Source organism: Bradyrhizobium sp. WCU1, assembly GCF_053474805.1.
Window position 1 is genome coordinate 2,530,307 of record NZ_CM130280.1, and the last position, 23,924, is coordinate 2,554,230.

General features: G+C 64.7%; 27 protein-coding genes. 8 read left to right on the forward strand and 19 right to left on the reverse strand.

Translation table 11 applies throughout. The features are described 5' to 3' along the window. Positions 1-6: 6 nt before the first annotated feature. The 7 genes from cysT to cysG form a co-directional block, all read right to left on the reverse strand. A complete protein-coding gene (cysT, locus tag ACTUWL_RS11715; RefSeq protein ID WP_021076369.1) occupies positions 7-792 on the reverse strand; it encodes a sulfate ABC transporter permease subunit CysT in 786 nt (261 codons plus the stop codon). An 84-nt stretch (positions 793-876) separates the two neighbouring features. Further along, a complete protein-coding gene (locus ACTUWL_RS11720; protein WP_021076368.1) occupies positions 877-1,866 on the reverse strand; it encodes a sulfate ABC transporter substrate-binding protein in 990 nt (329 codons plus the stop codon). Between the two features lie 266 nt (positions 1,867-2,132). Further along, positions 2,133-2,861: a phosphoadenylyl-sulfate reductase gene (locus tag ACTUWL_RS11725; RefSeq protein ID WP_021076367.1), complete on the reverse strand. Its 729-nt coding sequence runs from the start codon at positions 2,859-2,861 to the stop codon at positions 2,133-2,135. Then, entirely contained in the window at positions 2,858-3,373 is a 516-nt protein-coding gene (locus ACTUWL_RS11730) for a DUF934 domain-containing protein (RefSeq protein WP_021076366.1), read from the reverse strand. The genes ACTUWL_RS11725 and ACTUWL_RS11730 overlap by 4 nt, the downstream gene beginning before the upstream one ends. Then, positions 3,360-5,015 carry a nitrite/sulfite reductase gene (locus tag ACTUWL_RS11735; RefSeq protein ID WP_021076365.1) on the reverse strand — a complete coding sequence of 552 codons (1,656 nt, stop codon included), beginning with the start codon at positions 5,013-5,015 and terminating at the stop codon, positions 3,360-3,362. The genes ACTUWL_RS11730 and ACTUWL_RS11735 overlap by 14 nt, the downstream gene beginning before the upstream one ends. Positions 5,016-5,042: 27 nt before the next feature. After that, the gene (locus ACTUWL_RS11740) at positions 5,043-5,360 is read right to left on the reverse strand and encodes a DUF2849 domain-containing protein (protein WP_021076364.1); all 318 of its coding nucleotides are present in this window, start codon (positions 5,358-5,360) and stop codon (positions 5,043-5,045) included. Beyond that, complete coding sequence (cysG, locus tag ACTUWL_RS11745) at positions 5,357-6,808, reverse strand: siroheme synthase CysG (protein ID WP_021076363.1); 1,452 nt, start codon at positions 6,806-6,808, stop codon at positions 5,357-5,359. The genes ACTUWL_RS11740 and cysG overlap by 4 nt, the downstream gene beginning before the upstream one ends. Positions 6,809-7,061: 253 nt before the next feature. Here cysG and cysD point away from each other — a divergent pair, with 253 nt between their 5' ends. Both cysD and cysC read left to right on the forward strand, forming a co-directional pair. Further along, positions 7,062-7,856 (forward strand): sulfate adenylyltransferase subunit CysD, encoded by a 795-nt coding sequence (gene cysD, locus ACTUWL_RS11750; RefSeq protein WP_035649738.1) that lies wholly within the window; start codon positions 7,062-7,064, stop codon positions 7,854-7,856. Positions 7,857-7,880: 24 nt separating this feature from the next. Continuing rightward, complete coding sequence (gene cysC / locus ACTUWL_RS11755) at positions 7,881-9,800, forward strand: adenylyl-sulfate kinase (protein ID WP_021076361.1); 1,920 nt, start codon at positions 7,881-7,883, stop codon at positions 9,798-9,800. 166 nt (positions 9,801-9,966) lie between these two features. On the opposite strand, the gene ACTUWL_RS11760 is transcribed toward cysC, so the two are convergent. Then, positions 9,967-10,971 carry an AraC family transcriptional regulator gene (locus ACTUWL_RS11760; protein ID WP_021076360.1) on the reverse strand — a complete coding sequence of 335 codons (1,005 nt, stop codon included), beginning with the start codon at positions 10,969-10,971 and terminating at the stop codon, positions 9,967-9,969. Positions 10,972-11,051: 80 nt separating this feature from the next. Here ACTUWL_RS11760 and ACTUWL_RS11765 point away from each other — a divergent pair, with 80 nt between their 5' ends. Next, a complete protein-coding gene (locus ACTUWL_RS11765; RefSeq protein ID WP_021076359.1) occupies positions 11,052-12,290 on the forward strand; it encodes an MFS transporter in 1,239 nt (412 codons plus the stop codon). Between the two features lie 144 nt (positions 12,291-12,434). After that, positions 12,435-14,597, forward strand: coding sequence for a malate synthase G (locus ACTUWL_RS11770; protein WP_021076358.1), 2,163 nt, complete (start codon positions 12,435-12,437; stop codon positions 14,595-14,597). A 72-nt stretch (positions 14,598-14,669) separates the two neighbouring features. On the opposite strand, the gene ACTUWL_RS11775 is transcribed toward ACTUWL_RS11770, so the two are convergent. The 3 genes from ACTUWL_RS11775 to ACTUWL_RS11785 form a co-directional block, all read right to left on the reverse strand. Then, on the reverse strand, positions 14,670-14,825 hold the full coding sequence (locus tag ACTUWL_RS11775) for a Thivi_2564 family membrane protein (RefSeq protein WP_021076357.1): 156 nt from the start codon (positions 14,823-14,825) through the stop codon (positions 14,670-14,672). A gap of 112 nt (positions 14,826-14,937) precedes the next feature. Beyond that, entirely contained in the window at positions 14,938-15,567 is a 630-nt protein-coding gene (locus ACTUWL_RS11780; protein WP_035649735.1) for a DUF2865 domain-containing protein, read from the reverse strand. Positions 15,568-15,593: 26 nt separating this feature from the next. After that, positions 15,594-16,400, reverse strand: coding sequence for a L,D-transpeptidase (locus ACTUWL_RS11785; RefSeq protein WP_021076355.1), 807 nt, complete (start codon positions 16,398-16,400; stop codon positions 15,594-15,596). Positions 16,401-16,608: 208 nt separating this feature from the next. On the opposite strand from ACTUWL_RS11785, the gene ACTUWL_RS11790 reads away from it, so the two are divergent. The 3 genes from ACTUWL_RS11790 to ACTUWL_RS11800 all read left to right on the forward strand — a co-directional run bounded on the left by ACTUWL_RS11790 (position 16,609) and on the right by ACTUWL_RS11800 (position 18,803). Continuing rightward, positions 16,609-17,721 carry an AI-2E family transporter gene (locus ACTUWL_RS11790; protein ID WP_021076354.1) on the forward strand — a complete coding sequence of 371 codons (1,113 nt, stop codon included), beginning with the start codon at positions 16,609-16,611 and terminating at the stop codon, positions 17,719-17,721. 136 nt (positions 17,722-17,857) lie between these two features. Continuing rightward, positions 17,858-18,229 (forward strand): DUF883 family protein, encoded by a 372-nt coding sequence (locus ACTUWL_RS11795; protein ID WP_021076353.1) that lies wholly within the window; start codon positions 17,858-17,860, stop codon positions 18,227-18,229. Between the two features lie 124 nt (positions 18,230-18,353). Then, positions 18,354-18,803 (forward strand): hypothetical protein, encoded by a 450-nt coding sequence (locus ACTUWL_RS11800; RefSeq protein WP_021076352.1) that lies wholly within the window; start codon positions 18,354-18,356, stop codon positions 18,801-18,803. Positions 18,804-18,973: 170 nt separating this feature from the next. Here the strand turns inward: ACTUWL_RS11800 and ACTUWL_RS11805 are convergent, their stop codons facing one another. The 7 genes from ACTUWL_RS11805 to ACTUWL_RS11835 all read right to left on the reverse strand — a co-directional run bounded on the left by ACTUWL_RS11805 (position 18,974) and on the right by ACTUWL_RS11835 (position 22,683). Then, positions 18,974-19,366 carry a hypothetical protein gene (locus ACTUWL_RS11805; RefSeq protein ID WP_021076351.1) on the reverse strand — a complete coding sequence of 131 codons (393 nt, stop codon included), beginning with the start codon at positions 19,364-19,366 and terminating at the stop codon, positions 18,974-18,976. 301 nt (positions 19,367-19,667) lie between these two features. Then, positions 19,668-19,853, reverse strand: a complete 186-nt coding sequence (locus ACTUWL_RS11810; RefSeq protein WP_021076350.1) for a hypothetical protein — start codon at positions 19,851-19,853, stop codon at positions 19,668-19,670. 80 nt (positions 19,854-19,933) lie between these two features. Next, complete coding sequence (locus tag ACTUWL_RS11815; protein WP_021076349.1) at positions 19,934-20,860, reverse strand: DMT family transporter; 927 nt, start codon at positions 20,858-20,860, stop codon at positions 19,934-19,936. Positions 20,861-20,901: 41 nt separating this feature from the next. Then, the gene (locus ACTUWL_RS11820; protein ID WP_021076348.1) at positions 20,902-21,582 is read right to left on the reverse strand and encodes a transglutaminase-like domain-containing protein; all 681 of its coding nucleotides are present in this window, start codon (positions 21,580-21,582) and stop codon (positions 20,902-20,904) included. Between the two features lie 71 nt (positions 21,583-21,653). Next, a complete protein-coding gene (locus ACTUWL_RS11825) occupies positions 21,654-21,875 on the reverse strand; it encodes a hypothetical protein (protein ID WP_021076347.1) in 222 nt (73 codons plus the stop codon). A 471-nt stretch (positions 21,876-22,346) separates the two neighbouring features. Continuing rightward, positions 22,347-22,541 (reverse strand): hypothetical protein, encoded by a 195-nt coding sequence (locus tag ACTUWL_RS11830; protein WP_021076346.1) that lies wholly within the window; start codon positions 22,539-22,541, stop codon positions 22,347-22,349. Beyond that, positions 22,507-22,683, reverse strand: a complete 177-nt coding sequence (locus ACTUWL_RS11835; RefSeq protein ID WP_021076345.1) for a hypothetical protein — start codon at positions 22,681-22,683, stop codon at positions 22,507-22,509. The genes ACTUWL_RS11830 and ACTUWL_RS11835 overlap by 35 nt, the downstream gene beginning before the upstream one ends. Positions 22,684-22,861: 178 nt before the next feature. Between ACTUWL_RS11835 and ACTUWL_RS11840 the strand changes: the two genes are divergently transcribed. After that, entirely contained in the window at positions 22,862-23,107 is a 246-nt protein-coding gene (locus ACTUWL_RS11840) for a hypothetical protein (protein ID WP_021076344.1), read from the forward strand. 23 nt (positions 23,108-23,130) lie between these two features. Here the strand turns inward: ACTUWL_RS11840 and ACTUWL_RS11845 are convergent, their stop codons facing one another. Continuing rightward, positions 23,131-23,271 carry a hypothetical protein gene (locus ACTUWL_RS11845; protein ID WP_021076343.1) on the reverse strand — a complete coding sequence of 47 codons (141 nt, stop codon included), beginning with the start codon at positions 23,269-23,271 and terminating at the stop codon, positions 23,131-23,133. Between the last annotated feature and the right edge of the window lie 653 nt (positions 23,272-23,924).

A 23,924-nucleotide genomic window follows, 5' to 3' on the forward strand; every position in this document is an offset into this window, starting at 1 on the left:
CGGACCTCAATGCACGGGAATGCGGGCTTGCGCCCAGCGCTGCAGCCGGTTGATCAGGAAGATGATCAGGAACGAGGCCACCAGCATCACCACCGCGATCGCGGTGGCATCGGCGTAGCGGAATTCGGACAGCCGGATCACGATCAGGAGCGGCGCGATCTCCGAGACGTTGGGCAGATTGCCGGCGATGAAGATCACCGAGCCGTATTCACCGATGGCGCGGGCGAAGGCGAGCGCGAACCCGGTGAGCAGCGCCGGGATCAGGCTCGGCAGGATGACGCGAAACACGGTGTGCCAGCGATTGGCCCCTAAGCTCGCGGCCGCCTCCTCGATCTCGGGATCGAGATCGATCAGCACCGGCTGCACCGTGCGGACCACGAAGGGGATGCCGATGAAGATCATCGCGATGAAGATGCCGATCGGCGTGAACGCGACCTTGATGCCGAGCTCGGCGAGCGGCGCGCCCAGCCAGCCCTTTTGGGCAAACAGCTGCGTCAGCGCCACGCCTGCGACCGCGGTCGGCAAGGCAAACGGAATATCGACGATGGCGTCGAACAGCCGCCGGCCCGGAAAGCGGTAGCGCACCAGCGCCCAGACGATGATGGTGCCCATCACCAGATTGACGCAGGCGGCCGCAAACGAAAGCCCGAACGAAATCTTCAGGGCGTTCAAGGTGCGGCGGCTGGTGACGATGCCCCAGAACTGATCGAGGCTGAGCTCAAACGTCTTGAGGAACAGCGCGGCCAGCGGAATCAGGATGATGACGGAGAGCCATGTCAGGGTCAGTCCCATGGTGAGACCGAACCCCGGCAGGGTACTGCGTCGTGCAACCGCTGTGCTCACATATCCCCCTGTTCGACCCGGGCCATATCTCGATCAGTTCTTGTAGATCTGATCGAAGATGCCGCCCTCGGCGAAGTGCTCCTTCTGCGCCTTGGTCCAACCACCGAAAACGTCGTCGATGGTGAAAAGTTCAACCTTGGCGAAGGATTTTTCGTACTCCTTGGCGATCTCGGGATCGCGCGGCCGGTAGGAGTTGCGCGCGGCGATCTCCTGGCCTTCCTTGGTGTACCAGTACTTCAGATAGGCTTCGGCGACCGCGCGGGTGCCCTTTTGATCGACAACCTTGTCGACCACCGCAACCGGTGGTTCGGCGAGGATCGACTGCGGCGGCGCCACGATCTCGAACTTGTCCGGGCCGAATTCGCGCAACGCCAGGAAGGCTTCGTTCTCCCAGGCGAGCAGCACGTCGCCGACGCCGCGCTCGACGAAGGTCACGGTCGAGCCGCGCGCGCCGGTGTCGAGCACCGGGACGTTCTGGTAGAGGTCGGCGACGAATTTCTTCGCCTTATCGGCCGAGCCGAACTTCTTCTGCGCATAGCCCCAGGCGGCGAGATAGTTCCAGCGCGCACCGCCCGAGGTCTTCGGGTTCGGCGTGATCACGGCGACGCCGGGCTTGATCAGATCGTCCCAATCCTTGATGCCCTTGGGATTGCCCTTGCGCACCAGGAACACGATGGTCGAGGTATAGGGCGAGGCGTTGAGCGGCAGCCGCTTCTGCCAGTCCGCAGCGAGCAGGCCCTTGCCCGCGATCGCATCGATGTCATAGGCCAGCGCCAGCGTGACGACATCGGCCTGCAATCCGTCGATCACCGAGCGCGCCTGCGAGCCCGAGCCGCCGTGCGACTGCTTGATCTCGACGCTCTTGCCGGTATCCTTCTGATAGGCCGCGGCGAACGCCTTGTTGAAATCGACATAGAGCTCGCGCGTCGGATCGTAGGACACGTTGAGCAGCGAATAGTCTGCCGCGAAGGCCGAGCTCGCCCACAACAATCCCGCGACCAGCGGCAGCATACGACGGATCATTTCTGTCTCCATTCAACCTGAGAATGTCAGGGAACACCCAAGACATAACTCACGGTGAAGCGCCCCTAAGTCAACAAAACCGGTTTTCTTTGTTTTCAGCGGCGCAGCGCGCTTGTGCTACGAAGTCGCCACGCTGCGAAGGCTTTGTCGCGTCCCCAAATCGCGATGAAAGATCATCGCGATCGAAGGCATTTTCGAGCATGATCCCCGCGCAAACGCTTCACGTTTGTCGCAGGAAAACCGCTGCGCACTTTCCGAATCAGGCCCTACGACATCTTCATCGTGTGGATGCCGCATTCCGTCTTCGCCCGGCCACGCCAGCGGCCGTCGCGTGCATCCTCGCCGGCAGCGGACCGGCTCGAGCAAGGCATACACCCGACCGACTGATATCCCGATGCGACAAGTGGATGCGGCGGCAGCTTGCCGAGGGTGTAGATCGCCTCGATCTCCTCGCGGGAGACGTTGGCGAACGGATTGAATTTGAGCCTGACGCCATCGTCCTCGACAACCGGGATGTCGGTGCGGGCGCCGCCCTGGAAACGCTTGCGGCCGTTGATCCAGCCGGCGAACGGCTTCAGCGCCCGCGCCAACGGCTCCACTTTGCGGATCCGGCAGCAGGCGTCGGGATCGGTGAACCACAATTCGCGGTCCGGATCCTGGCGCGACAACGCTGCTTCATCCGGCTTGATCGAGCGCACGTCGGTAAGGCCGAGCGTCTCGATCAGCGTATCGCGATAGGCCAGCGTCTCCTCGAACAGCCAGCCGGTATCGAGAAAGACTACAGGGATCGAAGGATCGACGTCCGCCATCACCTTGAGCAGTGCCGCGGACTCGGTGCCGAACGACGACACCAGCGCCAACTTCTCGCGGCCGACTATCCGCAAGGCGGCAGCGATCACCTCGGCGGGCGAAGCCGTGCGTAGCGCGCGATCGAGCACATCGGCTGCGGGCAATGCGGCCGGCGTCGCAGCGAGCTCTGGTGCAAGCGTGCTCACTGGCTCGCGCTCTCCGAGTGACGCAGCTGCATGCGGCGATTGAGTGCGGTGACGCGGCCGTCGCCGGTCGGCTGGTAGAACACCGAATAGCGCTTCATGGTCGCGGCGAACGCATCGGCATCGGCATCTTTCTTGACCTCGAAGGCGTCGAAGCCGGCACGTGTCATGAACACGAACTGGTCGCGTAGAATCTGCCCGATGGCGCGCAGCTCGCGGTCATAGCCATGACGTTCGCGCAGCAGGCGCGCCTGGCTGTAGGCGCGGCCGTCGCGGAAGGTCGGAAACACCAACGCGACCGAAGCGAGACGATCGAGATGCGGCACGAGATCCTCGAGACTGCGGTTGTTCGGCCAGATCACCCCGAGCTTGCCGGAACGGCGCAGCAGCGCCTCGGGATCGGCGAGAAAGCGTTCGGCCGTGACCAGCACCGCGCCGTCACCCGGCAGTTCGGCACCGTCGGCGACACGCACGAACGGATCGGTCGTGATTCTTCCCTGCTTAACGAGTGGCATAGACGCGCTCCCTGATCGGCTCGACACCCAGACGCTTCACCGTGTCGACGAACAATTCCTCGGGACGGTCGCGCAGCGCGAGATAGGCTTCGACAATGTCTTCGATCACGTCGGCGACTTCCGCATAGGGAACGGCCGGGCCAATCAAGGTACCCAACTGCGCGTTCTCGTCGGCGCGGCCGCCGATCGTGATCTGGTAGAATTCCTCACCATTCTTCTCGACGCCGAGAATGCCGATGTGGCCGACATGGTGATGGCCGCAGGCATTGATGCAGCCGGAGATATTGATGTGCAGCCGGCCGATCAGGTCGGCGGTGTCGTGGTTGGCGAAACGCCGCGTCAGCTCCTGCGCGATCGGGATCGAGCGCGCATTGGCCAGCGAGCAGTAATCCAGCCCCGGGCAGGCGATGATGTCGGTCACCAGATTGACGTTCGGCGTCGCGAGCCCAAGCCGGTCGAGCGCCTTGAACAGCGCCGGCAGGTCGCGCTTGGCGACATGCGGCAGCGCCAGGTTCTGCTCGTGGCCGACGCGGATCTCTCCGAACGAATATTTGTCGGCGAGGTCGGCGACCGCATCCATCTGCTCGGCGGTGGCATCGCCCGGAGGGCCGCCGACCGGCTTCAGCGACAGCACCACGATCGAATAGCCCTGCACCTTGTGCGGAAATACCGAGTTCTTGCGCCAGCGCTCGAACAGCGGATCATTCGCGGCCTGCTTCAGCTCGTCCGGCATGTGCGGCAGCTTTTCGTAAGCCGGATAGGAGAAGCGCGAGCGGACCTCCTCGATGGCGGCGTGGTCGAGCGTCAGCCCGACATCGCCCATCGCCTTCCATTCCTCGTCGACTTCCTTGGCGAATTTCTCGATGCCGAGCTCGTGCACCAGGATCTTGATCCGCGCCTTGTAGATGTTGTCGCGGCGGCCGTACTGGTTGTAGACCCGCAGGATCGCCTCGATGTAGCTCAGGATATCGCGGCCGGAAACGAACGGCTTGATGGTCTTGGCGATGAACGGCGTGCGGCCGAGACCGCCGCCGACCAGCACCTCGAAGCCGGTCTCGCCGTCGGCATTCTTGTGCAGGCGCAAGCCGATGTCGTGGACCTTGATCGCCGCGCGGTCGTGCTCGGACGCGGTGATCGCGATCTTGAACTTGCGCGGCAGGAACGAGAATTCCGGATGCAGCGTGGTGTGCTGGCGGATGATCTCCGACCAGATCCGCGGATCCTCGATCTCACCCGGCGCGACCCCGGCCCACTGGTCCGAGGTGACGTTGCGCATGTTGTTGCCGGAGGTCTGCATCGCGTGGATGCCGACCTCGGCGAGATCGGCCAGCGCGTCCGGCAGCTCGGCGAGCTTGATCCAGTTGAACTGGATGTTCTGCCGGGTGGTGAAGTGGCCGTAGCCGCGGTCGTAGCGGCGCGCGACATGGGCGAGCCGGCGCAGCTGCTTCGACGACAGCGTGCCGTAGGGGATCGCGACCCGGAACATGTAGGCGTGCAGCTGCAGATACACGCCGTTCTGCAGGCGCAGGATCTTGAATTCATCCTCGGTGAGCTCGCCGGAAAGGCGGCGCTTCACCTGGTCGCGGAATTCCGAAACACGCTCGTTGATCAGCGTGCGGTCGAGTTCGTCATAAGCATACATGTTCGATAAGCCTTAACGCGGCGCGCCTTACGCGGGAACCTGGAGATCGATGGTGACGCCCTTGGCGCGGATATGTTCGCGGAGATTGCCGGGCTTGACCTTGCCGCCGTCCTTCAGCTCGACCGGTGCAATGTAGGGACCCACCGCGCCGACGTCGTCGGCGGTGGCTTCGGCCAGCAGCGCGCGGGCCTCGTCGGACGTGGTCACGATCGCGGAGTCGGCGAGTTCGGTGGACCAGCCCTGCTTGGCGGTTCGGTACACCACGGCACCGTCCCAGGTCCGGTTGGCGGTGACCATCGAGGGGCCCGTGATCTTGATTTTCTTCTGTTCAAGCGGAGAGGTCATTCGGCAGCTTTCAGCAGTTCGGAGAACATCTGGTTGGAGAACAGTTGGGTGACGTTGGATCGGCTCCACGGCGCGGAATGCGCGACCACATCGCCGATGATGAGGACGGCGGGACCGCCGTCGACCTGTTTGACGAGTTCTGGCAGCCGCGCCAACGTGCCGACGGCAGCCTTGGCGTCGGGCCGCGTCACGCGCGCGAACACGCCGACCGGCGTCTCCGGCGAGCGGCCGGCGGCGAGCAGGCCTTCGCGGATCGCGGGCGCGGCGGTCATGCCCATATAGACCACGACGGTCATCTTGGTGTCGGTCAGCACGGACCAGTCGACGACCTCGGCATCGCGCGCCTTGTGCGCGGTCAGGAAGGTGATGCGCAGCGCCTCGTGCCGGAAGGTCAGCGGCACCTCGAATTGCGCGGCTGCGCCGAGACCGGCGGAGACGCCAGGAATAATCGAGTAGGCGACGCCGGCGTCGCGCAGCGCTTCGACTTCCTCGCCGCCGCGGCCGAAGATAAAGGGATCGCCGCCCTTCAGCCGCACCGCGCGCTGCCCCGACTGCGCCGCCTCGATGATCAGGCGGTTGGTGGCGTCCTGGCCGATGCCGGGCTTGCCGACACGGCGACCGACCGGAATCCGCGCGGCATCGCGCCTGACGCGGTCCAGAATTTCAACTGACACCAATTCGTCATAGAACACGACGTCGGCATCCTGCAGCGCGCGCAGCGCTTTCACTGTCAGCAGATCCGGATCGCCGGGACCGGCGCCGACCAGCGTCACATGACCGACAGCCTTGCCTTCCGTATCGGCGCCAGCAAATGCGGCAGGATCTTCGATCGCCTTCAGCGCCTGCTCGGCATCATCGTTGCGGCCGGCCAGCACCAGCGCACCGATCGGACCGTCAATGATGCGCTCCCAGAAGCGGCGGCGCAGCGGAAACTCGTCGATGCGGGCATGCATTGATTTGCGGACGCGGCCGATGAAGCCGGCGAGATCGCCGATCCGTGCCGGCAGCGCCGCCTCGATCTTCTCGCGGATGCGGCGAGCCACCACCGGCGACGTGCCGCCAGTGCCGACCGCGACCACCACATCACCGCGATCGACGATCGCCGGCATGATGAAGGTGGAGTGCACAAGGTCGTCCATCACGTTGACCGGCAGGCCGACCGCTCTCGCGCGCACCGACATCGGAACGCCGATGTCGCCTGCCCCCGCACAGAGAATCGCAATGACGTCAGAGAGATCGGCCGCAAGCGGATCTCCCTCGGCACGTTCGATGCGGGCAGCGTCCTCCACCGCGATGCCGGCGAGATCATGATCGCCGTCGGTCGCATACCAACGGACCCGCGCGCCTGCTGCTGCAAGCAGCCGCAACTTGGCGCGCACAAGCTCGCCGGCGCCAATCAGGAGCACCTTGCCGCTTTGGAGGTCCAGAAATACGGGCAGGTATCGCATCAGTTACTCGCTTCCCCAACTTAGGGGTTGACTGAAATTATTTTCTATTTATCTGTCGATCAAGGCCGAAAAATAGAAAATTATTTCTTCTATATTGCGGCGCAACTGTAGAATTTTCACCTCCGCAAGCCAAGGCCGATAGATGCATCTTCTCGACAATGAATCCGGCGTGGACAGGCTGCCGCAAACAAGCGCTGCCGCAGGCTCTATTAAAGCATCTTCCGTGCCGGAACCTGATCGGGCACCCTCGTCGATGGACCATCTCGACGAGCTGGAAGCCCAGAGCATCTACATCCTGCGCGAGGCGTTCGCCCGGCTGAAGAAGCTGGCGCTGCTGTGGTCGCTCGGCAAAGATTCCAACGTGATGATCTGGCTGGCGCGCAAGGCGTTTTTCGGCCGCGTTCCGTTCCCGGCAATGCATGTCGATACGGGTAAGAAGTTTCCCGAGATGTATGCGTTCCGCGACCGTTTCGCGAAGGAATGGGACCTCGACCTCCGCGTCGAGCCCTGCCCGCCGATCGACAGCGTCGACCCGACCCTGCCGCCGGCCGCACGTTCCGCCGCGCGCAAGACCGAGGGTCTGAAGCTTGCACTTAATAAGTATGGCTTCGACGGGCTGATCGCCGGCATCCGCCGCGACGAAGAGGCGACCCGCGCCAAGGAACGCGTGTTCTCGCCGCGCGGCACCGAAGGCGAATGGGACGTCCGCGACCAGCCGCCGGAGTTCTGGGATCACTTCAACGCCTCGCCGCCGCAAGGCGCGCATCTGCGCATCCATCCGATCCTGCATTGGACCGAGGCCGACATCTGGGCCTACACCAAGCGCGAAGGCATTCCGATCATCCCGCTCTATCTCGCCAAGGACGGCAAGCGTTACCGCTCGCTGGGGGATCAGGACATCACCAACCCGGTTGCATCCACCGCATCCAACATCGACGAGATCCTCGCCGAGCTCGACGCCACCAAGATCCCGGAGCGCGCCGGCCGCGCGCTCGATCACGAAACCGAGGATGCGTTCGAGCGGCTGCGCGTCGCCGGCTATCTCTGATCCCCGTCTGGCTTGAGTGCTTTGATGAACATGATCCTTCCCTCCGCTTCGATCTCGGCGACCCCCAACGGCACCACCCGTCCCCAGGTGCGCATCGTCATCGTCGGCCATGTCGACCACGGCAAGTCCACTTTGGTCGGCCGACTGCTGCACGAGACCGGCAGCCTGCCGGACGGCAAGCTGGAGATGCTGAAGGCGGTCAGCGCGCGGCGCGGCATGCCGTTCGAATGGTCGTTCCTGCTCGACGCGCTGCAGACCGAGCGCGACCAGGGCATCACCATCGACACCACCCAGATCCGCTTCCGCACCCGCTCGCGCGACGTCGTGCTGATCGACGCGCCGGGCCACGCCGAGTTCTTGCGCAACATGATCACCGGCGCCTCGCAGGCCGATGGCGCGGTGTTGATCATCGACGCGCTCGAAGGCGTCCGCTCGCAGACCCGCCGGCACGGCTATCTCTTGCACCTGCTCGGCGTGAAGCAGGTCGCGGTGGTCGTCAACAAGATGGACCGGGTCGATTTCAGCGCTGCGCGATTCAACGAGATCAGTGCGGAAATTTCGGCGCATCTGATCGGCCTCGGCGTGACGCCGACCGCAGTTGTCCCGATCTCCGCGCGCGATGGCGACGGCGTCGCCGAGCACACCCCGCGGATCGAATGGTACAACGGACCGACCGTGGTCGAGGCGCTGGACGCGCTCGAGCCGGCAAGGCCGCTGGCGGAGCTGCCGCTGCGGCTGCCGGTGCAGGCGATCTACAAGTTCGACGACCGCCGCATCGTGGCGGGCCGCGTCGAGTCCGGCAGCCTGAAGGCCGGCGACGAGATCGTCATCATGCCGACCGGCAAGATCGCGAAGATCAAGACGGTCGAGAGCTGGCCGGTGACGCCGGTCGGAGGCCCGCAAGGCGCCGGCCGCTCGGTCGGCATTACGCTCGACCGCGAATTGTTCCTCGAGCGCGGCGACATCATCGGGCATTCCGGGCAGAGCCCGCGCGACACCCGCCGCATCCGCGCCCGGATCTTCTGGCTGCACGACAAGCCGCTGACCAAGGGCGAGCAGATCCTGATCCGGCTCGGCACCAAGGAAAGCCGCGCCACCGTGGTCGCGATCGAGAAGGCGATCGATCCCGGCGCACTGTCCAACGAAGAGAACTCAGCGATCGCGCGCAACCATGTCGGCGAGATCGACATCTCGCTGGCGCAGCCGGTTGCGACCGATCCCTACACCGACAATCCCCGCACCGGCCGCCTCGTGATCGAGGTCAACGGCCGCATCGCCGGCGGCGGCCTCGTGCTGTCGGTCGACACCGGCCGCCCTGCAGTGCCGATCGATATCGTGCCGGTGGAGTCTGCGCTGCGGCCCGACGAGCGCTCGGCGCGCTACCACCACAATGGCGCGGTGGTCTGGCTGACCGGCCTGCCCGGCTCCGGCAAATCGACGCTGGCGCGGGCGCTGGAGCGGCGCCTGTTCAGCAACGGCGGCTCGCCGATTCTGCTCGATGGCGACACCTTCCGCGCCGGGCTCAACAGCGACCTCGGCTTCTCGCCGCAGGATCGCACCGAGAACATCCGCCGCCTCGCCGAGGTCGCGACCCATCTGGCGCGCAACGGCCATATCGCGATCGTCGCCGCGGTGTCGCCGTCGGCGGCCGACCGCGCAGCCGCGCGCCGTATCGCCGACAGCGCATTCCGCGAAGTCTATGTCGCGACCCCGGCCGAGGTTTGCGAGACCCGCGATCCCAAGGGCCATTACGCCAAGGCGCGCGCCGGCGGATTGCCGTCGTTCACCGGCATCACCAACGACTACCAGGCGCCGGCCGGCAATGAACTGACCATCGACACCTCGAACCGCTCGGTCAGCGATGCGACCGACGAGATCGAGCGGATGCTGGCCGCGACCGGCATCCTGTTCGACGAGCCGGCCGACCTCGCGGCGAATATCTGATCTTGCTCACCTGTCATCGCCCGGCTCGACCGGGCGATCCAGTATTCCAGAGACAGCAATTGTCGAGCCGATAGGCCCCGGCGTACTGGATGCCCCGCTTGAAGCGGGGCATGACGGCGGTGTGAGAGACGAGCGGCGCGCTGTCATTCGACCGCTCCGCGCGCAGCTATTCCGCCGCCGCGCGGCGGCTTCCGGCCGCGTGCCGCACCATCCCCGGCGATTGCCCGGTGATGCGCTTGAACGCGCGGCTGAAGGCCGCCTGTGACGCATAGCCCAGCCGTTGCGCGATCACGTCGATCGGCTGCCGCTCATGCTCGATCCATTGTGACGCCAGCCGCATACGCAACTCGGCGAGATAGCGCGCGGGCGATAGCCCGGTCATCGACTGGAAGCGGTCGGCGAACAGCGAGCGCGAGCAGCCCGCCTCCGCCGCCAATTCGGCGACCGTCCAGTTGCGGCCGGGCGCGCGATGCAGCGCACCGATCGCGCGGCCGAGACGCGGATCACGCAAGGCCTCGAACCAGCCCATGGCGTTGTCGCCGCCGCATTCGACCCAGCCGCGCACGATCGATGCGGCAAGAACGTCGGCGAGCCGCGCCATCACACCGACCGAGCCGGCCCGCGGCGTGCAGGTCTCCCGCTCCATGGCCTTCAGCATCGGTTCGATTTCCGGCTGGCGCGCCAGCAACGTATCGGCCCGCATCACTTCCGGCATCAGGGCGATCAGCGGACGCATCCCGCCAAGATCGAAATTCATGCAGGCGCTGAACACCAGGACCTGATCGTCCTGCGGGCATCCTTCAGGACAGGCCGACGTCACATCGACGTTGCCGCAGAGCGTCTCGGTCGCGAAACGCTCGACGTCGCAACTCGGCTCGTCAGGGGCCGAGACGAGATCATGCGCGCCGCCGCGCGGCAGGAAAATCGCGTCACCGCATCCGAGGGGATGCAAGGTCGCATCGGCGTAGCGCAGCAGCGCCGTGCCATGGGCGACGAAGTGGAATTGCGCGCGTCCATACGGCGTCTCGAACCGAAACCCGAACGGCGCCCGCGTCTCGACCCGACGGTAGTGAACACCCTCGAGCCGCATGCCGAGCAGCAATTCGCTCACCAGATCGACGGCGGCGTCGGTCGTATCGGCGGCGGACGATCTGGACGAATGATCAAACATTAGCGCGAATCTGGCATAGATTGTCCAAAACCTCCAGCCTATGTCTGCGGCGCTGCAACATAAGATGGAAGTTTCGGTCGATGGATCAAGAACTGGACCCCGCCCTGGCGCACGCCGATGCCGTTGCGCTGACGCCGGGCGACGCCGCCCTCAAATTTGGTGACGAGCAGATCGCGCCGGCCTGGGGCGCCGTCGTCGCCATGATGCTCGGCGTCACCGCCCTTCTGACGGCGGAGTTCCTGCCGTCCGGCGTGCTGACACCGATGGCAAGGGACCTCGGAGTCAGTCCGGGCCTCGCCGGACAGGCGGTGACCGCGACCTCGCTGGCCGGTCTGGTCGGCGCGTTGTTCACGCCGAGGCTGACGCGCAGCTTCAATCGAAAGCCGGTGCTGCTGAGCTTTTCGATTCTGCTAGTGATCTCCAACCTGCTGGTGGCATTGGCGCCGAACATCACGTTCCTGCTCGCCGCGCGGATCGTGCTCGGCCTCGCCATCGGCGGCTTCTGGGCGATGGCGGCAGCGACGACGATCAGGCTGGTGCCGCCCTCGCTGGTTGCGCGGGCCTTGTCGATCGTGATGAGCGGCATTCCCGCCGCGATGATCATCGCCGTTCCGCTCGGCAGCTATCTCGGCGAGGTGGCGAGCTGGCGCATCGTGTTCCTGCTGGCCACGGCATTGGGCGCAGCGGTGTTCGTCATCCAGGCGCTGGCCTTGCCGCGTTTGGCGCCGAGAGGCGAAGCCGGGCTCGACACCCTGTTCGAGATCCTGACCCGGCCCGGTATCGGCGCCGGCATATTCGCGGCAACCTTGGTCTTCACCGGACATTTCGGCTATTTCGGCTATATCCGCCCCTTCCTTGAAAGCGTGACCGGGCTTGGCGCTGCCGGCGTCGCAGCGACGTTGCTGGCGTTCGGCGTCGCCAACTATGTCGGCTCTTTCGCCAGCGGGCTGATGGCCGAGCGCAAGCTCAAGCTCACGCTGATCGCGATGCCGCTGGCGATCGGCGTGCTCGGCCTGTTGCTCTCGCTCTATGGCAAGGACCTCGTTCCCGCGCTCGCGCTGGTCGCACTATGGGGATTCGCCTTCAGCGGCGTGCCGGTGGCGACGACGACCTGGATCACCCGCATGGTGCCCGACGAGACCGAAAGCGGCACCGGGCTGACGGTGGCCTCGATTTTCCTCGGCATCACGATGGGCGCGGCCGGCGGCGGGATCGTCCTTGATGCGATGGGCGCGTCGGCGGTGTTCGTAGCGGGCGCAATTCCCCTGGTACTCGCCGCATTGCTGATCGCCACCAAGGTCCGGACCACGGCGCCTTGAGCGGGAGCGTGCGGCTGGAAAGGGGCCTTCTCAGAGCCGTGGCTTTAGGGCTAAAAGGGCCGTGAACGCGGCCCTTTGGCGCGTTTTTTGCTGATTTCTTACGAAAGCAGCGCCTAAACGCCCATTTCTTTGAGAAAGCCCATCATGACTCGTGTCGATGCCCATGGATTGAAGATCGCCCCTGTCCTGTTCGATTTCATCGCCAAGGAGGCGACACCGAAAACCGGGATCGCGCCGGACGCGTTCTGGGCAGGACTCGCCGCCATCATCCAGAAGCTCGGCCCGAAGAACCGCGAGCTGCTCGCGGTCCGCGACACCTTGCAGGCCAAGATCGACGACTGGCATCGCGCCCACAAGGGCAAGGCGTTCGACATCGATGCCTACACCGCCTTCCTCAAGGAGATCGGCTATCTGCTGCCGGAGCCCGCGACCCACAAGGTCGAGACCGCAAATGTCGACGAAGAGATCGGCAAGATCTGCGGCCCGCAGCTGGTGGTGCCGCTGACCAACGCCCGCTACGCGCTGAACGCCGCCAACGCGCGCTGGGGCTCGCTGTACGACGCCTTCTACGGCACCGACGCGATCCCGCATGATCCGAGCGAGTCTGGCAAGGGTTACAACAAGGCCCGCGGCGACAAGGTGATCGCCAAGGCGAAGGCGTTCCTCGACGTCGCCGTGCCGCTCGCGACCGGAAGCCACACCGACGTCACCTCCTACGCCGTGATCGCGGGCCAGCTCTCGGTCAAGCTGAAGAGCGGCAATGCGACAGCGCTGAAGAACGCCGCCCAGTTCGCCGGCTATCTGGGCGATGCCGCCCAGCCCACCGCGATCCTGCTCGTCAACAACGGCATGCATGTCGAGGTCAAGATCGACCGCAGCAACGTCATCGGCAAGGACGATCCGGCCGGTGTCGCCGACATGATCCTGGAATCGGCGGTCTCCACCATTCTCGACATGGAAGACTCGGTTGCCGCGGTCGACGCCGAAGACAAGGTGCTGGTCTATCGCAACACGCTCGGCCTGATGAACGGCACGCTGTCGGCCGATTTCGACAAGGGCGGCAAGACGCTGACGCGTTCGCTCAACGCCGACCGCGTCTACAAGAAGCCCGACGGCAGCGAGCTGAAGCTGCACGGCCGCAGCCTGCTGCTGATGCGCAATGTCGGCCACCACATGTTCACCGACGCAGTGCTCGACGCCAAGGGTGAGGAGATCCCGGAAGGCCTGCTCGACGCCGCGGTCGCCGGCCTGCTGGCGATCCACGACCTCAAGGGCAATTCCAAGGTCAAGAACAGCCGCACCGGCTCGGCCTATATCGTCAAGCCGAAGATGCACGGCCCCGACGAGGTGACGCTGACCTGCGACCTGTTCGCCGAAGTCGAGAAGATGCTGGGCCTTCCGGAGAACACGCTGAAGGTCGGCATCATGGATGAGGAGCGCCGCACCACGGTCAACCTCAAGGCCTGCATCCAGCGCGCCTCCAAGCGCATCATGTTCATCAACACCGGCTTCCTCGACCGCACCGGCGACGAGATCCACACCTCGATGGAAGCGGGTCCGATGATCCGCAAGAACGACATGAAGGCCCAGCCGTGGATCAAGGCCTATGAGGACTGGAACGTCGACAACGGCCTGACCTGCGGCCTGCCCGGCCATGCCCAGATCGGCAAGGGCATGTGGGCCGCACCCGACAAGATGGCGGACATGCTGGCGCAGAAGATCGGCCATCCGCAGGCCGGCGCCACCACCGCCTGGGTGCCGTCGCCGACCGCCGCAACGCTGCACGCGCTGCACTATCACCAGGTCAACGTAACAGCGCGGCAGCAGGAGCTCGCCAAGGGCGGCCCGCGCGCCAAGCTGTCCGACATCCTCACCATTCCGGTGTCGCAGTCGAACTGGGCGCCTGACGACCTGAAACAGGAGATCGACAACAACTGCCAGGGCATTTTGGGTTACGTCGTGCGCTGGATCGACCAGGGCGTCGGCTGCTCCAAGGTGCCCGACATCCACGATGTCGGCCTGATGGAAGACCGTGCCACGCTCCGCATCTCGAGCCAGCATCTGGCCAACTGGCTGCATCAGGGCGTCATCACCAAAGACCAGGTGATGGAATCGCTGAAGCGCATGGCTGTCGTGGTCGACAAGCAGAACGCCGGCGATCCCCTCTACAAGCCAATGGCGCCGGCGTTCGACGGCGTCGCCTTCAAGGCGGCCTGCGACCTCGTGTTCGAGGGCCGCACCCAGCCGAACGGCTACACGGAATACATCCTCACCGCGCGCCGCCGCGAGGCCAAGGCCGCCGGCTGATCTCAGGATCGCGACGACACGTAAAAGCCCCGGCGATGAGCCGGGGCTTTTTTGTTAGCGCCGCTGACGGCGCTAGAACACCGCGAGATATTTCAGCAGCGAGACGATGCCGATGATGATGACGACGACGCGCGCGATCTGCTTGGCGCGGCCGTCGAGCGGCAGCATGTTGATCAGATAAAGAACGAGAATAATGACAAGGAAAGTGACGAGTACGCCGACGAGCATGCGGGCCCCCTGGTGGCATCGATGAATGTGCTGTTCGCACTGACCTAACGTGCGAGAGGAAGTCCGGTTCCTTACGCCGGAACCGGATCTCGCTGGACTGATCCGAGCGGCGTTATTCGCGCGCCAGCACCGGCGCGCGCTCATACTTGGCGCGGATGCGTTCCGGCGCCGGCGTGAAGTTGAGCGAGGCTCCGCGACGGTCGGGGCGGCTGACCGACATCAGCCCATCCTTGCCGGCGACGATGTCGCCCTTGCGCAAGGTCGGATCGTCCTCGATCTTCACTGCAGCGAGCCCGACGGGATCCTTGCCGTTGCAGGTGCAGCCGGAGACGATCTCGTCGCGATAGCGGAATGCGTTCGGCAACTCGGAATAAGGCTTGCCGTCTTCCGTCGCGGAATTGTCGATGTTGCCGCCATAGACCACTTCGGTCGCGCTCGCCGGGCAGAAGCTGTTGCAGCTCTCGGCCTTGCTCTGGTTGCCGGTCGCAGCCAGCGGAAAATAGCGGCCATCGCAGGTGCGCACGCAATAGGCCTGCCCGCCGTCATAGCGCGCACGTCGCTCGGCCCGCGGCACAGGCGCCGGACCGTCGTCGAACGGCATCCGGATCACCGGCGGACGGCCCTGCATGAAGCCGCCGAACAATTGTGAGAAGAAATCCTGGGCTTGTGCCGCGGGCGCAAGGGACAGGCCGAGCAAGGCCGCCGTCCCGAACGCCCACCGCCTGGAATTGAGCTTCATCATACCGATCCCCGGTCCAACGCCGATGCTCAGTACAACGACGAAGTCGCCGGGATGTTCATCGCCTGACGGCCGGACGGCAGCGTCATGACCGCGGGGCGCGGCTGCACCGGCGCCGGCCGGACCGAGATCTGCGTCGTGGATGGGCCGAGCTCACGCGCGGCAAGGTGCGGTGCGTTCTTCGGCAGCACCACGACCTTGGTGCCGACATCGACCCGGCTGAACAGGTCGGAGACGTCCTCATTGGTCAGGCGGATGCAGCCCGACGAGACGAACTTGCCGATCGTCGAGGGATCGTTGGTGCCGTGGATGCGGTACTCGCTGGAGCCGAGATACATCGCGCGGGCACCGAGCGGGTTGCCCGGCCCGCCGGCCATGAAGCGCGGCAGATAGGGCTGGCGCTTGATCATCTCGGCCGGCGGATGCCAGTCCGGCCACTCCGCCTTGCGGCTGATGGTCTGGGTGCCGGCCCAGGTGAAGCCCTCGCGGCCGACGCCGACGCCATAACGGATCGCACGGCCGCCGCCGAGCACGTAATACAGCGCGGTGTTGCCGGTATCGATAATGATCGTGCCCGGCGCCTCTGACGTGTTGAGCGCGACGGTGGTGCGGCGCAGCCGCTCCGGCAGCACGCCGTCCTCGGTGGCCTCGGTCGAAGGATCGGTCATCGCCTGGTCGGACGGGAATGCGCCCGGCTGCGTCGACGCATAGCCGAGCGCTTGGGCGTTGGCCGAAGTGGTGACAATGAATGGCGTCACGAACAGGACGCCGGCGAAAGCAAAGGTGCGCGCGGCGCGCGACGCAAGCCGGCGGCTGGAGAAAGACTGCTGTGTCATGTGCTGCCCCTGGACGGGATGCGCATCGTGGTGATGCGATGCCAAGCCAACGCGCGTGGCCGCCACAGAGTTCCGGCCGAATCGTCGCGAAGCCGCGATTGTCAACCCGCCGTATCTCACGAACCCGCGATGGAACTTCTGCCGGGCGCGGTCGTTGTCACGCGCAATTTGATACGAAATTCATGTGTCCTCGTGCGGGAGGAAACTGGTGCGCGCCTTTCCGGGTGAACGTCTGCTTGGCAACGCCCCCGAAGGCACGCCCCTCCCCGACAGCAAGGCTGAACTGCCGCCGCTGATCAGCCGCGCCGAGGTCGTCGCCTTCGCGCTGGTCGCCCTGCTGATCATTGTCATCGTTGGGGTGCTCTATTTGGCGCGCGCCTTCTTCCTTCCGATCACCATGGCTTTCATTGTCGGGACCATGCTGTCGCCGGCGGCAGGCCGGCTCGAGCGCTACCGGATCCCGCGCGCGCTCGGCGCCGTGCTGATCGTGATCGCGGTCGGCACTGCCGTTGCCTTCATGGTCGGGTTGATCGCCTCACCAGTGATGGAATGGAGTTCGCGTCTGCCCGAGCTCGGCGCGATCCTGAGGCAGAAGCTGCACGTGTTCGACCGGCCGCTTGCGCTGTGGCAGGAATTGCAGAGCATGGTCGGCGGCTCCGACACGCTGGCCAGCTTCCAGATGCCGAAATTCGAATGGGTGCAGCCGACGCTGGAATTCCTGTCGCCGACCTTCGCCGAATTCCTGCTGTTCGTCGCCACCCTGATCCTGTTCATCGCGAGCTGGAAGGACCTGCGCCGCGCGCTGGTGATGACCTTCAGCGAACGCGAAGCGCGGCTACGTACGCTGCGCATCCTCAACGAGCTCGAAACCCATCTCGGCAATTATCTGCTGACGGTGACGATGATCAATGTCGGCGTCGGCATCGTCACCGGCGCGATCTGCGCGGCGACCGGCATGCCCAATCCGGCCGGGCTCGGCGCGCTCGCCGCGACGCTGAACTTCATCCCGATCATCGGCCCGGTCGCGATGTTCGTGGTGCTGGTCGTGGTCGGCATCATCTCCGCGCCGGCCATCGGCGCCGGACTGATCGCACCGGCCTGCTTTGCCGTCGTGACCTTCATGGAAGGGCATTTCGTGACACCGACGATCGTCGGCCGCAGGCTGTCGCTGAATGCGCTCGCCGTCTTTCTCGCCCTTGCGTTCTGGACCTGGTTGTGGGGCCCGATGGGCGCCTTCCTGTCGTCGCCGCTGCTGATCGTGGCATTGATCGTCAAGGAGCATTTGATGCCGGTCAATTCGCCGCAGTTGCCCGAAGGATAGCAAAGCGTTTTCAAGCGAAGTGGGCAGCGGTTCGCGTGAATAAGGCGCACGAACAAGAAGCTACAGTTTCGCATATGGAACTTTGCGTGATGCGCGGCGTTTTTCTCGCAATACGCGAATGAAGCGGGAGCCTCCGATGTCGAACACGGACAGCGTATTTGGGATCAAGAACATGACCGACAAAGCGACCTACGAACGCCTGGAAAAGGATGTCACCGCCGTGAAGAACGACATTGCAGCCCTCACCGAACAGATCACCGACGCGCTCAACTCATTTGCCAACAACGCGGGGAAGCAGGCTCGCCGCCGCTACAAGGATGCGCGCGCCAACGCGGAAGATGCGCTCGACGACATGTCGGAGCGCGGCAGCGCGATGATGGGCGCAGCGCAGGAAGCTGCCTCCTCGATCGAGGAGTCGCTGGAAGAGGTGATCACGCAGCGGCCGCTGGCGACCGTTGGCCTGGCGCTCGGCATCGGCTTTTTGATCGGCGTCACCTGGCGGCGCTAGATCCGATTCAACCCGATGGTGGTCATGCGCAAACCACCATTCTGGACGAGATGGCAGCGGTGGCGCGCCGCCGCCTCGTTTGTCGATGCGCTTTTCACGGCAAGGTCGAAGACAAGGCTGGTCAATGCTTCAGCGGCTGATCGATGACGTCAAGCAATCCACCGGCAGCGCGCTGCGGCTGACGTCGCTGGCCGCGGCCGCCGCGATCGCGCTGTTCATCACCCTCGCCTTCCTCTGTGCGGCGGCCTTCGTGTATGTGCTGCAGCACTACGGACCGGTGGAGGCGTGCCTCGCCGGCGCCGCCCTGTTCCTGGTCGTCACCTTGATCGTCGTTGCCGTGTACGTGGCGCACAAGCGTGAGATGCAGCGGCGCGCAGAGAAGGCGGCCAAGGCCGCGAAATCGGCCGCGGCAACCATGTTCGCCGATCCCGCCTTGATCGCCACCGGTCTGCAGATTGTCCGCGCCGTCGGCGTCAAGCGACTGATCCCGATCCTGGTGGTCGGCGGCCTCGCGCTCGGCCTGATGGCAAGCCGCAGTGCCGCGAGTGGTGCTGAGGCGGAAGAGGAAGAATAGCCTGCGTACCCGGCAAGGTGCAAGCCGCACCCACCATGTCATCGCCCGGCTTGACCGGGCGATCCAGTACGCTGCGGCTCATCCGCATAGTTACAACTGTCTCTGGAATACTGGATCGCCCGGTCAAGCCGGGCGATGACAGTGTTGCCTGCTGAGTTGGCGTTCGCCCGTCAGGTCACGCAGCGGCCGGGCTGCAGCAGCTTGGCCACTTCGGTCAGGACGCTGACCACCGGCTCGCAGGCGACCTTGCGGGTATCGCCGGGCCGGGCCCGGGCAGGCGCTGCGGAGTGATTGCGGGCCTCTTCCCGCGCCATGGGGACGCGGACCAGCACCGACGTGTCCGGCAACCGGTCGAGCTTCAGTGCAACGGTCCGGCTCGGCAGGTTGCTCGATGGAACCGCGGCACGGTCGGTTTTGGCGGCACGATTGACGGCGCTCTCCGGCGCCAATGCGGTGGTGACCTGCTGACTGCCAATGAGATCGTGTCCGGATGCGAGCTGGACCGCGCCGAGCGTCAGTCCGACCGCCAACGCAGCGAAAATTCCCTTTTGAATCTTTGACATGGTGATGTCCCTCGCCCCATGGAAATTCGCTCAGCAATCCCTCGGCGATCACGGACACAACGCGAACTAAACCTGTGCGGTTCTCGCGTCCGACCATCACTTAACCGTGTACGAAAAAATTTCGATTGGCGCGGAACGACTCCGGGGTCTGCGCGTCATTGCAAGAGCCGGTTATTCCCCCTGCCCCATTGACCGGCGACGTAGGGCGCGACCGTGGTGATGCCGGTCGCGCCCTGCTCTTTTTTGGGCGGTACGTCGCGCGATTGCATCTTTGATTGCATGATGAGGTCGGTTGCCGGTGTTATTTCGAACCGGGCTGCGCCGACGTCCCTGATCCCGCCGCTTCGCGCGCCTGCCGCTCGGCCTTGAGGCGCTGGAAATTGTCGTAGAAGGCCTTCTCGTTGGCGCGATGCTCCTTCATCGCCTGCGACGCCTCTTGCTGACGCTGCGCATCACGCTCTTTCCGTTGCTGGGGAGTGAGATTCATGCGGCCTCCAACTAAGTTCTTGAATCAACGCTGGATTCAACGCACGAGGCCGGGAAAAGTTGCAATGGCGGGGAGCTGGCCTATTTGCGCAGGCTGGCCCAGACACCGCCGAGGATCAGCAAGCCGCCGACCAGATGGATCGGCTTCGGCGGCTCGCCGAGGATGATCCACGACAACAGCGCGCTCGCGATCGGCGCGACGTACAGCACCAGCGACGTCCGCACCGAGCCGAACCGGGCGCCGAGCCAGGCGAAGCCGGCATAGGCGATCAGGCCGGGCACCAGACCGGCGAACACATAGGCCTCGAACGCCCTCGCGTTGAACACCGCAGCCGGCGTCGCCCACATCTCCTGCAGCGCCGGCGGCAGCGAGCACAGCGCGCCCGCCGCCGAGAACAGGCTGACCCGCGCCAGCAGCGAGGCGCGCGGCGCGACGCGCGATTGCACCAGCGTGTAGCCCGACCAGCCGAGCATCGCACCCACCACCAGCAGATCGCCCCAGGCCGCGCTCGATTGCGTCAGCGTTTCGAGGTGACCGCCGGAGACGATCAAGAGCGCGCCGGCGAGCGCCAGCGCCGTGCCGAGCCATTGCAGCGGACCGATATGCTCGATGCCGAGCGCGGCCGAAATCAACAGCACCATGATCGGCGACAGCGCGAAGATCAGCGCGATGTGGATCGCGGTGGTGGTGATGCCCGCGATGTAGACCGGGCCGCCGCACAGGAACATGCCGAGGAAGCCGGCGGCGAGGATCGGCCAGAGGTTCTGCGCCAGCGGGATCTTGCCGTCGCGGATCGCCGCGACCGCGAACGGCGCCAGCCCGATCGCGATGATGCTCCAGCGGAAGAAGGCCAGCGAGAACGGCGGCACCGAGCCTGCAAGGCCGCGCGCCAGAACCTGGTTGGAGGCCTGCGCGACCGCGACCAGCATGAAGCCGATCAGTGCGATCGCGCCGTCCCAACCGGTGGCCGGGCGGCCGACCGGCGCTTTCGGCAGCTCCGCATCCATGACACCGCCCCCTCAGCCGGTGCGCAGGCCCGCGCCCGCTATTATTGTTCCGCGGCCTCGCGCTCCATGTCGCGGCCGGACATGTCCTCGCCCTGCATGTTGGCGTATTCGCGCGCCATCTCGCGCATCAGGAACTTGGCGGGAACGTCGTGATAGCTGCCGTGATCGTTGACGTATTGCATGTAGGCACGGCCCTCACCATCGAAGGGATGCAGCAGCGCGTCGGAATGGCCGTCGAAGTCGAGCGGCTTGACGCCGAGCTTGGCGCACAGCGTGTCGTTGAAGGTCGGGGTCGCCTTGCGCCAGGCGCCGTCGACGAACACTTCGGTGAAGCCATGCCAGGTGAACAGGTCCGAGCCCATGCTCTGGCGCAGCTTCTCGGTGGTGAGATGGTTGCGGACATCGGCGAAGCCGACCAGGGCCGGGATGCCGTGGACCCGGCAGGCCGCCGCATAGAGCGCCGCCTTGCCGACGCAATAGCCGTTGCCGGCGGCGAGCACGCTGGAGGCGCGATAGCTCTCCGGCGAACGCATGCTGACATAGGGGTTGTAGCGGATGCCGTCGCGCACCGCGGTGTAGAGCCGGCTCGCGATCTCGCGGGTGCTGGCCCCGCGTGGAACGGCGGCGCGGGCGAACGCCTCGACGGCGGGATGGTCGCTGTCGACATATTCGCCGGGGTCGGTGTAGAGGCGGCTGATCGTGTCGGTGAGTTGCTCGGTCATGGCGCAAGCTTAGCAAGCCATGGACGCAGTTCAATGCGGCTGACGCAGCGCTTCTTGCAGCCCTGCCCCGCTTAGTTCCTGAAGCGTTCGTCCCATTGCGGCGGCTGGTAGCTGCGCCGCTTGGCCTTGAAATATTCGCGCGCGAAATGGATGGCGATCCCGATCAGGAACGGCGGGGCGAGCGCGGCTGCGATCATGAACACGGTGATCGACTTCGGCGTCAGGATGTCCAGCACCATCGACGCCAGCAGCCACAGCGTGGCAGCAATCACCGCGACGTCGACATGCTTCATTCTACGGTCTTCCCCTGGTCCCTGGCCACGTCCGGGTTCCATCCTACCGGCTGGCCCCGCGCGCGCCAAGGATTCCGGCGGCAGAGGATACCTCCGGCCCTTCACTTTTTGGAACGGTACCCGCACAGGCCGAAATATCGAAAACAACCCCATGCAAAGTGGCCGGCGCCGGCGTTCATTTGTATTGCTTTGCTCTTTGCTGCCACGGCTCCCACACTCGCCGAGAGCAGCGCAGCCCCAAAAGTCACCCCTTCAGCCGCAGCATGGAGACAGGATTTTTCCAACCGTCTGCTCCAGGCCCGCGCCCCGCCCGCCATTCCCTGCGGACACGGCGGGCGAAGACTTCCAGTTTATCTTGCCGATGACCTTCGATGCCGTCGCACTGGGGGACGGTCCCGCCCTCAAGGCAAAGCTGAATTCGGTCTGCCGAGGATGCTGAGCGGCCCGCCGCGCGGCGTGGCCGCGATCCGTCTATGCGGTCGTCGAGAGCATCGCGTTGAGCTCCACCGCCGTCTTCAGTTGATCGATGCGCGCAATGATCTGCTCGCGCTCGGCGCCGGGGGGCAACTGAGCGAGCAAGTTTTCTAGCCGCACGCGGTGTTCCTCGAGGCGCTGCTCGAATGTGTGGGGCTCAGATCGCTTCCGTCGTTGAATCATCCTCTCCATCGTCCATCCTTGGCGGTTGCAGACCGGGGCTATTGGCCCAACGGTCGAGTTGATCGATGATCCGAGCGTGGCTCGGGCGCCGCGGTTCCGGCGCTCCCGGCTCCTCGGATAGCTTGCGGGGCAGCTTGACGTCGTTGGTCATGGCATCACTCCCGCAACACAACGAAGCAGACCGCCGGACCGTTCCCAATTTTTTACATAAGATATTGATTTTGCTTGATAATTTTGCTAATTTGATGCTTTTGTCTAAAGCGTGGGAACTCACGGAAAGTTTGCTCGTTTAGCAAGTTACTCAAACAGCTAAGTCTGGGTATCTTGCGATGAACGAGTTGCGCGCCGAGCGACTGCAAGTGATGTTGTCGCCTGAGGAATTGGCTGCCCTCGATGATTTCCGCTTCAAGCATCGCATGCCGACCCGCGCCGCAGCGGTCCGCGAGCTGCTCAGGCTCGGTCTGGCCGGCGTTGGCGTCGACGGTTCAGCCGGAGTGAAATCCAGCGACTACGGGGTGTTCGATCGAGGGCCTGACGGCCACACGCAGGGAGAGGATGCGCCAAGCGACGCGTGACGGCGCGCATTCACAGGCGGCATTCAGCTGCCGACGAAGAGGTCAACGGCCGCTTTCAGGGTGCAGACCACGAGTGCGGACGTGAACATCGCCGTGCCGAGGTCCGCCAGATAAAGCAGCTGCGCCTTCTGCTCCGCATCAAGCCGCGCGATCGCCTTGCGCATGGCCAAGCTCCCTTTTCAGGAGAACGCGATGTGCCGATGTCCGTTCCTTCGGCCTCCGTACCGACCGGACACCGGCCTCCCGAAAACGCCCGCGTGCCTTTCTAGACTAGAGCGGGATGGGATTAGGTTGAGCTGGAACGGCATCGGAAGTTCACCTCTCCCCGCCGGGGAGAGGTGAATCGTGTTCGTGGCCAAACCGATTCAACCTAACGTCATTCCGATCTAGTTGGCGTGCTCGGCAGCCACTTTGATTTCATCAAAGCTTCGGCAAAGTCAGCCCCTCGCAAGAGACGAAGCAATAGCTCCGAGCCTCCCAAAGAAACGGCCCCAGCGAGGGGGCACAGGCTGAGGCCGCGCAGTTGCACTTTGGTCGTCCTGATACTGCCCGGCAGGGTGCAGCACCCGGACGCAAGAACAACTCGGCGCGCCGCGCTCGTTCCTAGATGAAAAACGGCCCCAGCTAGCAGGCGCTAGCTGAGGCCGTTTCGTATTCCCATTCTCACGCCGAACCGCCACTTGCCGAAAATTGGCGGCCCCTTCTGGGCTTGTATTTTGATCTTAATGAAACAGCCCTGCCCAGTGACCGGGATGATTGGCCATGGGCGCCTGTTCCAGAAATCACATGTGTGAATCGCGCTCGAATTATTTGCAGG

Excerpts from the sequence above, each read along its gene's own strand:
- ACTUWL_RS11830 (WP_021076346.1), bottom strand. The coding sequence starts at position 22,541 with ATGGAGAGGATGATTCAACGACGGAAGCGATCTGAGCCCCACACATTC.
- ACTUWL_RS11730 (WP_021076366.1), bottom strand. The coding sequence starts at position 3,373 with ATGCCACTCGTTAAGCAGGGAAGAATCACGACCGATCCGTTCGTGCGT.
- ACTUWL_RS11815 (WP_021076349.1), bottom strand. The coding sequence starts at position 20,860 with ATGGATGCGGAGCTGCCGAAAGCGCCGGTCGGCCGCCCGGCCACCGGT.
- ACTUWL_RS11835 (WP_021076345.1), bottom strand. The coding sequence starts at position 22,683 with ATGACCAACGACGTCAAGCTGCCCCGCAAGCTATCCGAGGAGCCGGGA.
- ACTUWL_RS11740 (WP_021076364.1), bottom strand. The coding sequence starts at position 5,360 with ATGACCTCTCCGCTTGAACAGAAGAAAATCAAGATCACGGGCCCCTCG.
- cysG (WP_021076363.1), bottom strand. The coding sequence starts at position 6,808 with ATGCGATACCTGCCCGTATTTCTGGACCTCCAAAGCGGCAAGGTGCTC.
- ACTUWL_RS11780 (WP_035649735.1), bottom strand. The coding sequence starts at position 15,567 with ATGATGAAGCTCAATTCCAGGCGGTGGGCGTTCGGGACGGCGGCCTTG.
- ACTUWL_RS11770 (WP_021076358.1), top strand. The coding sequence starts at position 12,435 with ATGACTCGTGTCGATGCCCATGGATTGAAGATCGCCCCTGTCCTGTTC.
- ACTUWL_RS11760 (WP_021076360.1), bottom strand. The coding sequence starts at position 10,971 with ATGTTTGATCATTCGTCCAGATCGTCCGCCGCCGATACGACCGACGCC.
- ACTUWL_RS11720 (WP_021076368.1), bottom strand. The coding sequence starts at position 1,866 with ATGATCCGTCGTATGCTGCCGCTGGTCGCGGGATTGTTGTGGGCGAGC.
- cysD (WP_035649738.1), top strand. The coding sequence starts at position 7,062 with ATGGACCATCTCGACGAGCTGGAAGCCCAGAGCATCTACATCCTGCGC.
- ACTUWL_RS11775 (WP_021076357.1), bottom strand. The coding sequence starts at position 14,825 with ATGCTCGTCGGCGTACTCGTCACTTTCCTTGTCATTATTCTCGTTCTT.
- ACTUWL_RS11765 (WP_021076359.1), top strand. The coding sequence starts at position 11,052 with ATGGATCAAGAACTGGACCCCGCCCTGGCGCACGCCGATGCCGTTGCG.
- ACTUWL_RS11810 (WP_021076350.1), bottom strand. The coding sequence starts at position 19,853 with ATGAATCTCACTCCCCAGCAACGGAAAGAGCGTGATGCGCAGCGTCAG.
- ACTUWL_RS11800 (WP_021076352.1), top strand. The coding sequence starts at position 18,354 with ATGCTTCAGCGGCTGATCGATGACGTCAAGCAATCCACCGGCAGCGCG.
- ACTUWL_RS11845 (WP_021076343.1), bottom strand. The coding sequence starts at position 23,271 with ATGCGCAAGGCGATCGCGCGGCTTGATGCGGAGCAGAAGGCGCAGCTG.
- ACTUWL_RS11785 (WP_021076355.1), bottom strand. The coding sequence starts at position 16,400 with ATGACACAGCAGTCTTTCTCCAGCCGCCGGCTTGCGTCGCGCGCCGCG.
- ACTUWL_RS11795 (WP_021076353.1), top strand. The coding sequence starts at position 17,858 with ATGTCGAACACGGACAGCGTATTTGGGATCAAGAACATGACCGACAAA.
- cysC (WP_021076361.1), top strand. The coding sequence starts at position 7,881 with ATGAACATGATCCTTCCCTCCGCTTCGATCTCGGCGACCCCCAACGGC.
- cysT (WP_021076369.1), bottom strand. The coding sequence starts at position 792 with ATGGGACTGACCCTGACATGGCTCTCCGTCATCATCCTGATTCCGCTG.
- ACTUWL_RS11820 (WP_021076348.1), bottom strand. The coding sequence starts at position 21,582 with ATGACCGAGCAACTCACCGACACGATCAGCCGCCTCTACACCGACCCC.
- ACTUWL_RS11825 (WP_021076347.1), bottom strand. The coding sequence starts at position 21,875 with ATGAAGCATGTCGACGTCGCGGTGATTGCTGCCACGCTGTGGCTGCTG.
- ACTUWL_RS11840 (WP_021076344.1), top strand. The coding sequence starts at position 22,862 with ATGAACGAGTTGCGCGCCGAGCGACTGCAAGTGATGTTGTCGCCTGAG.
- ACTUWL_RS11805 (WP_021076351.1), bottom strand. The coding sequence starts at position 19,366 with ATGTCAAAGATTCAAAAGGGAATTTTCGCTGCGTTGGCGGTCGGACTG.
- ACTUWL_RS11735 (WP_021076365.1), bottom strand. The coding sequence starts at position 5,015 with ATGTATGCTTATGACGAACTCGACCGCACGCTGATCAACGAGCGTGTT.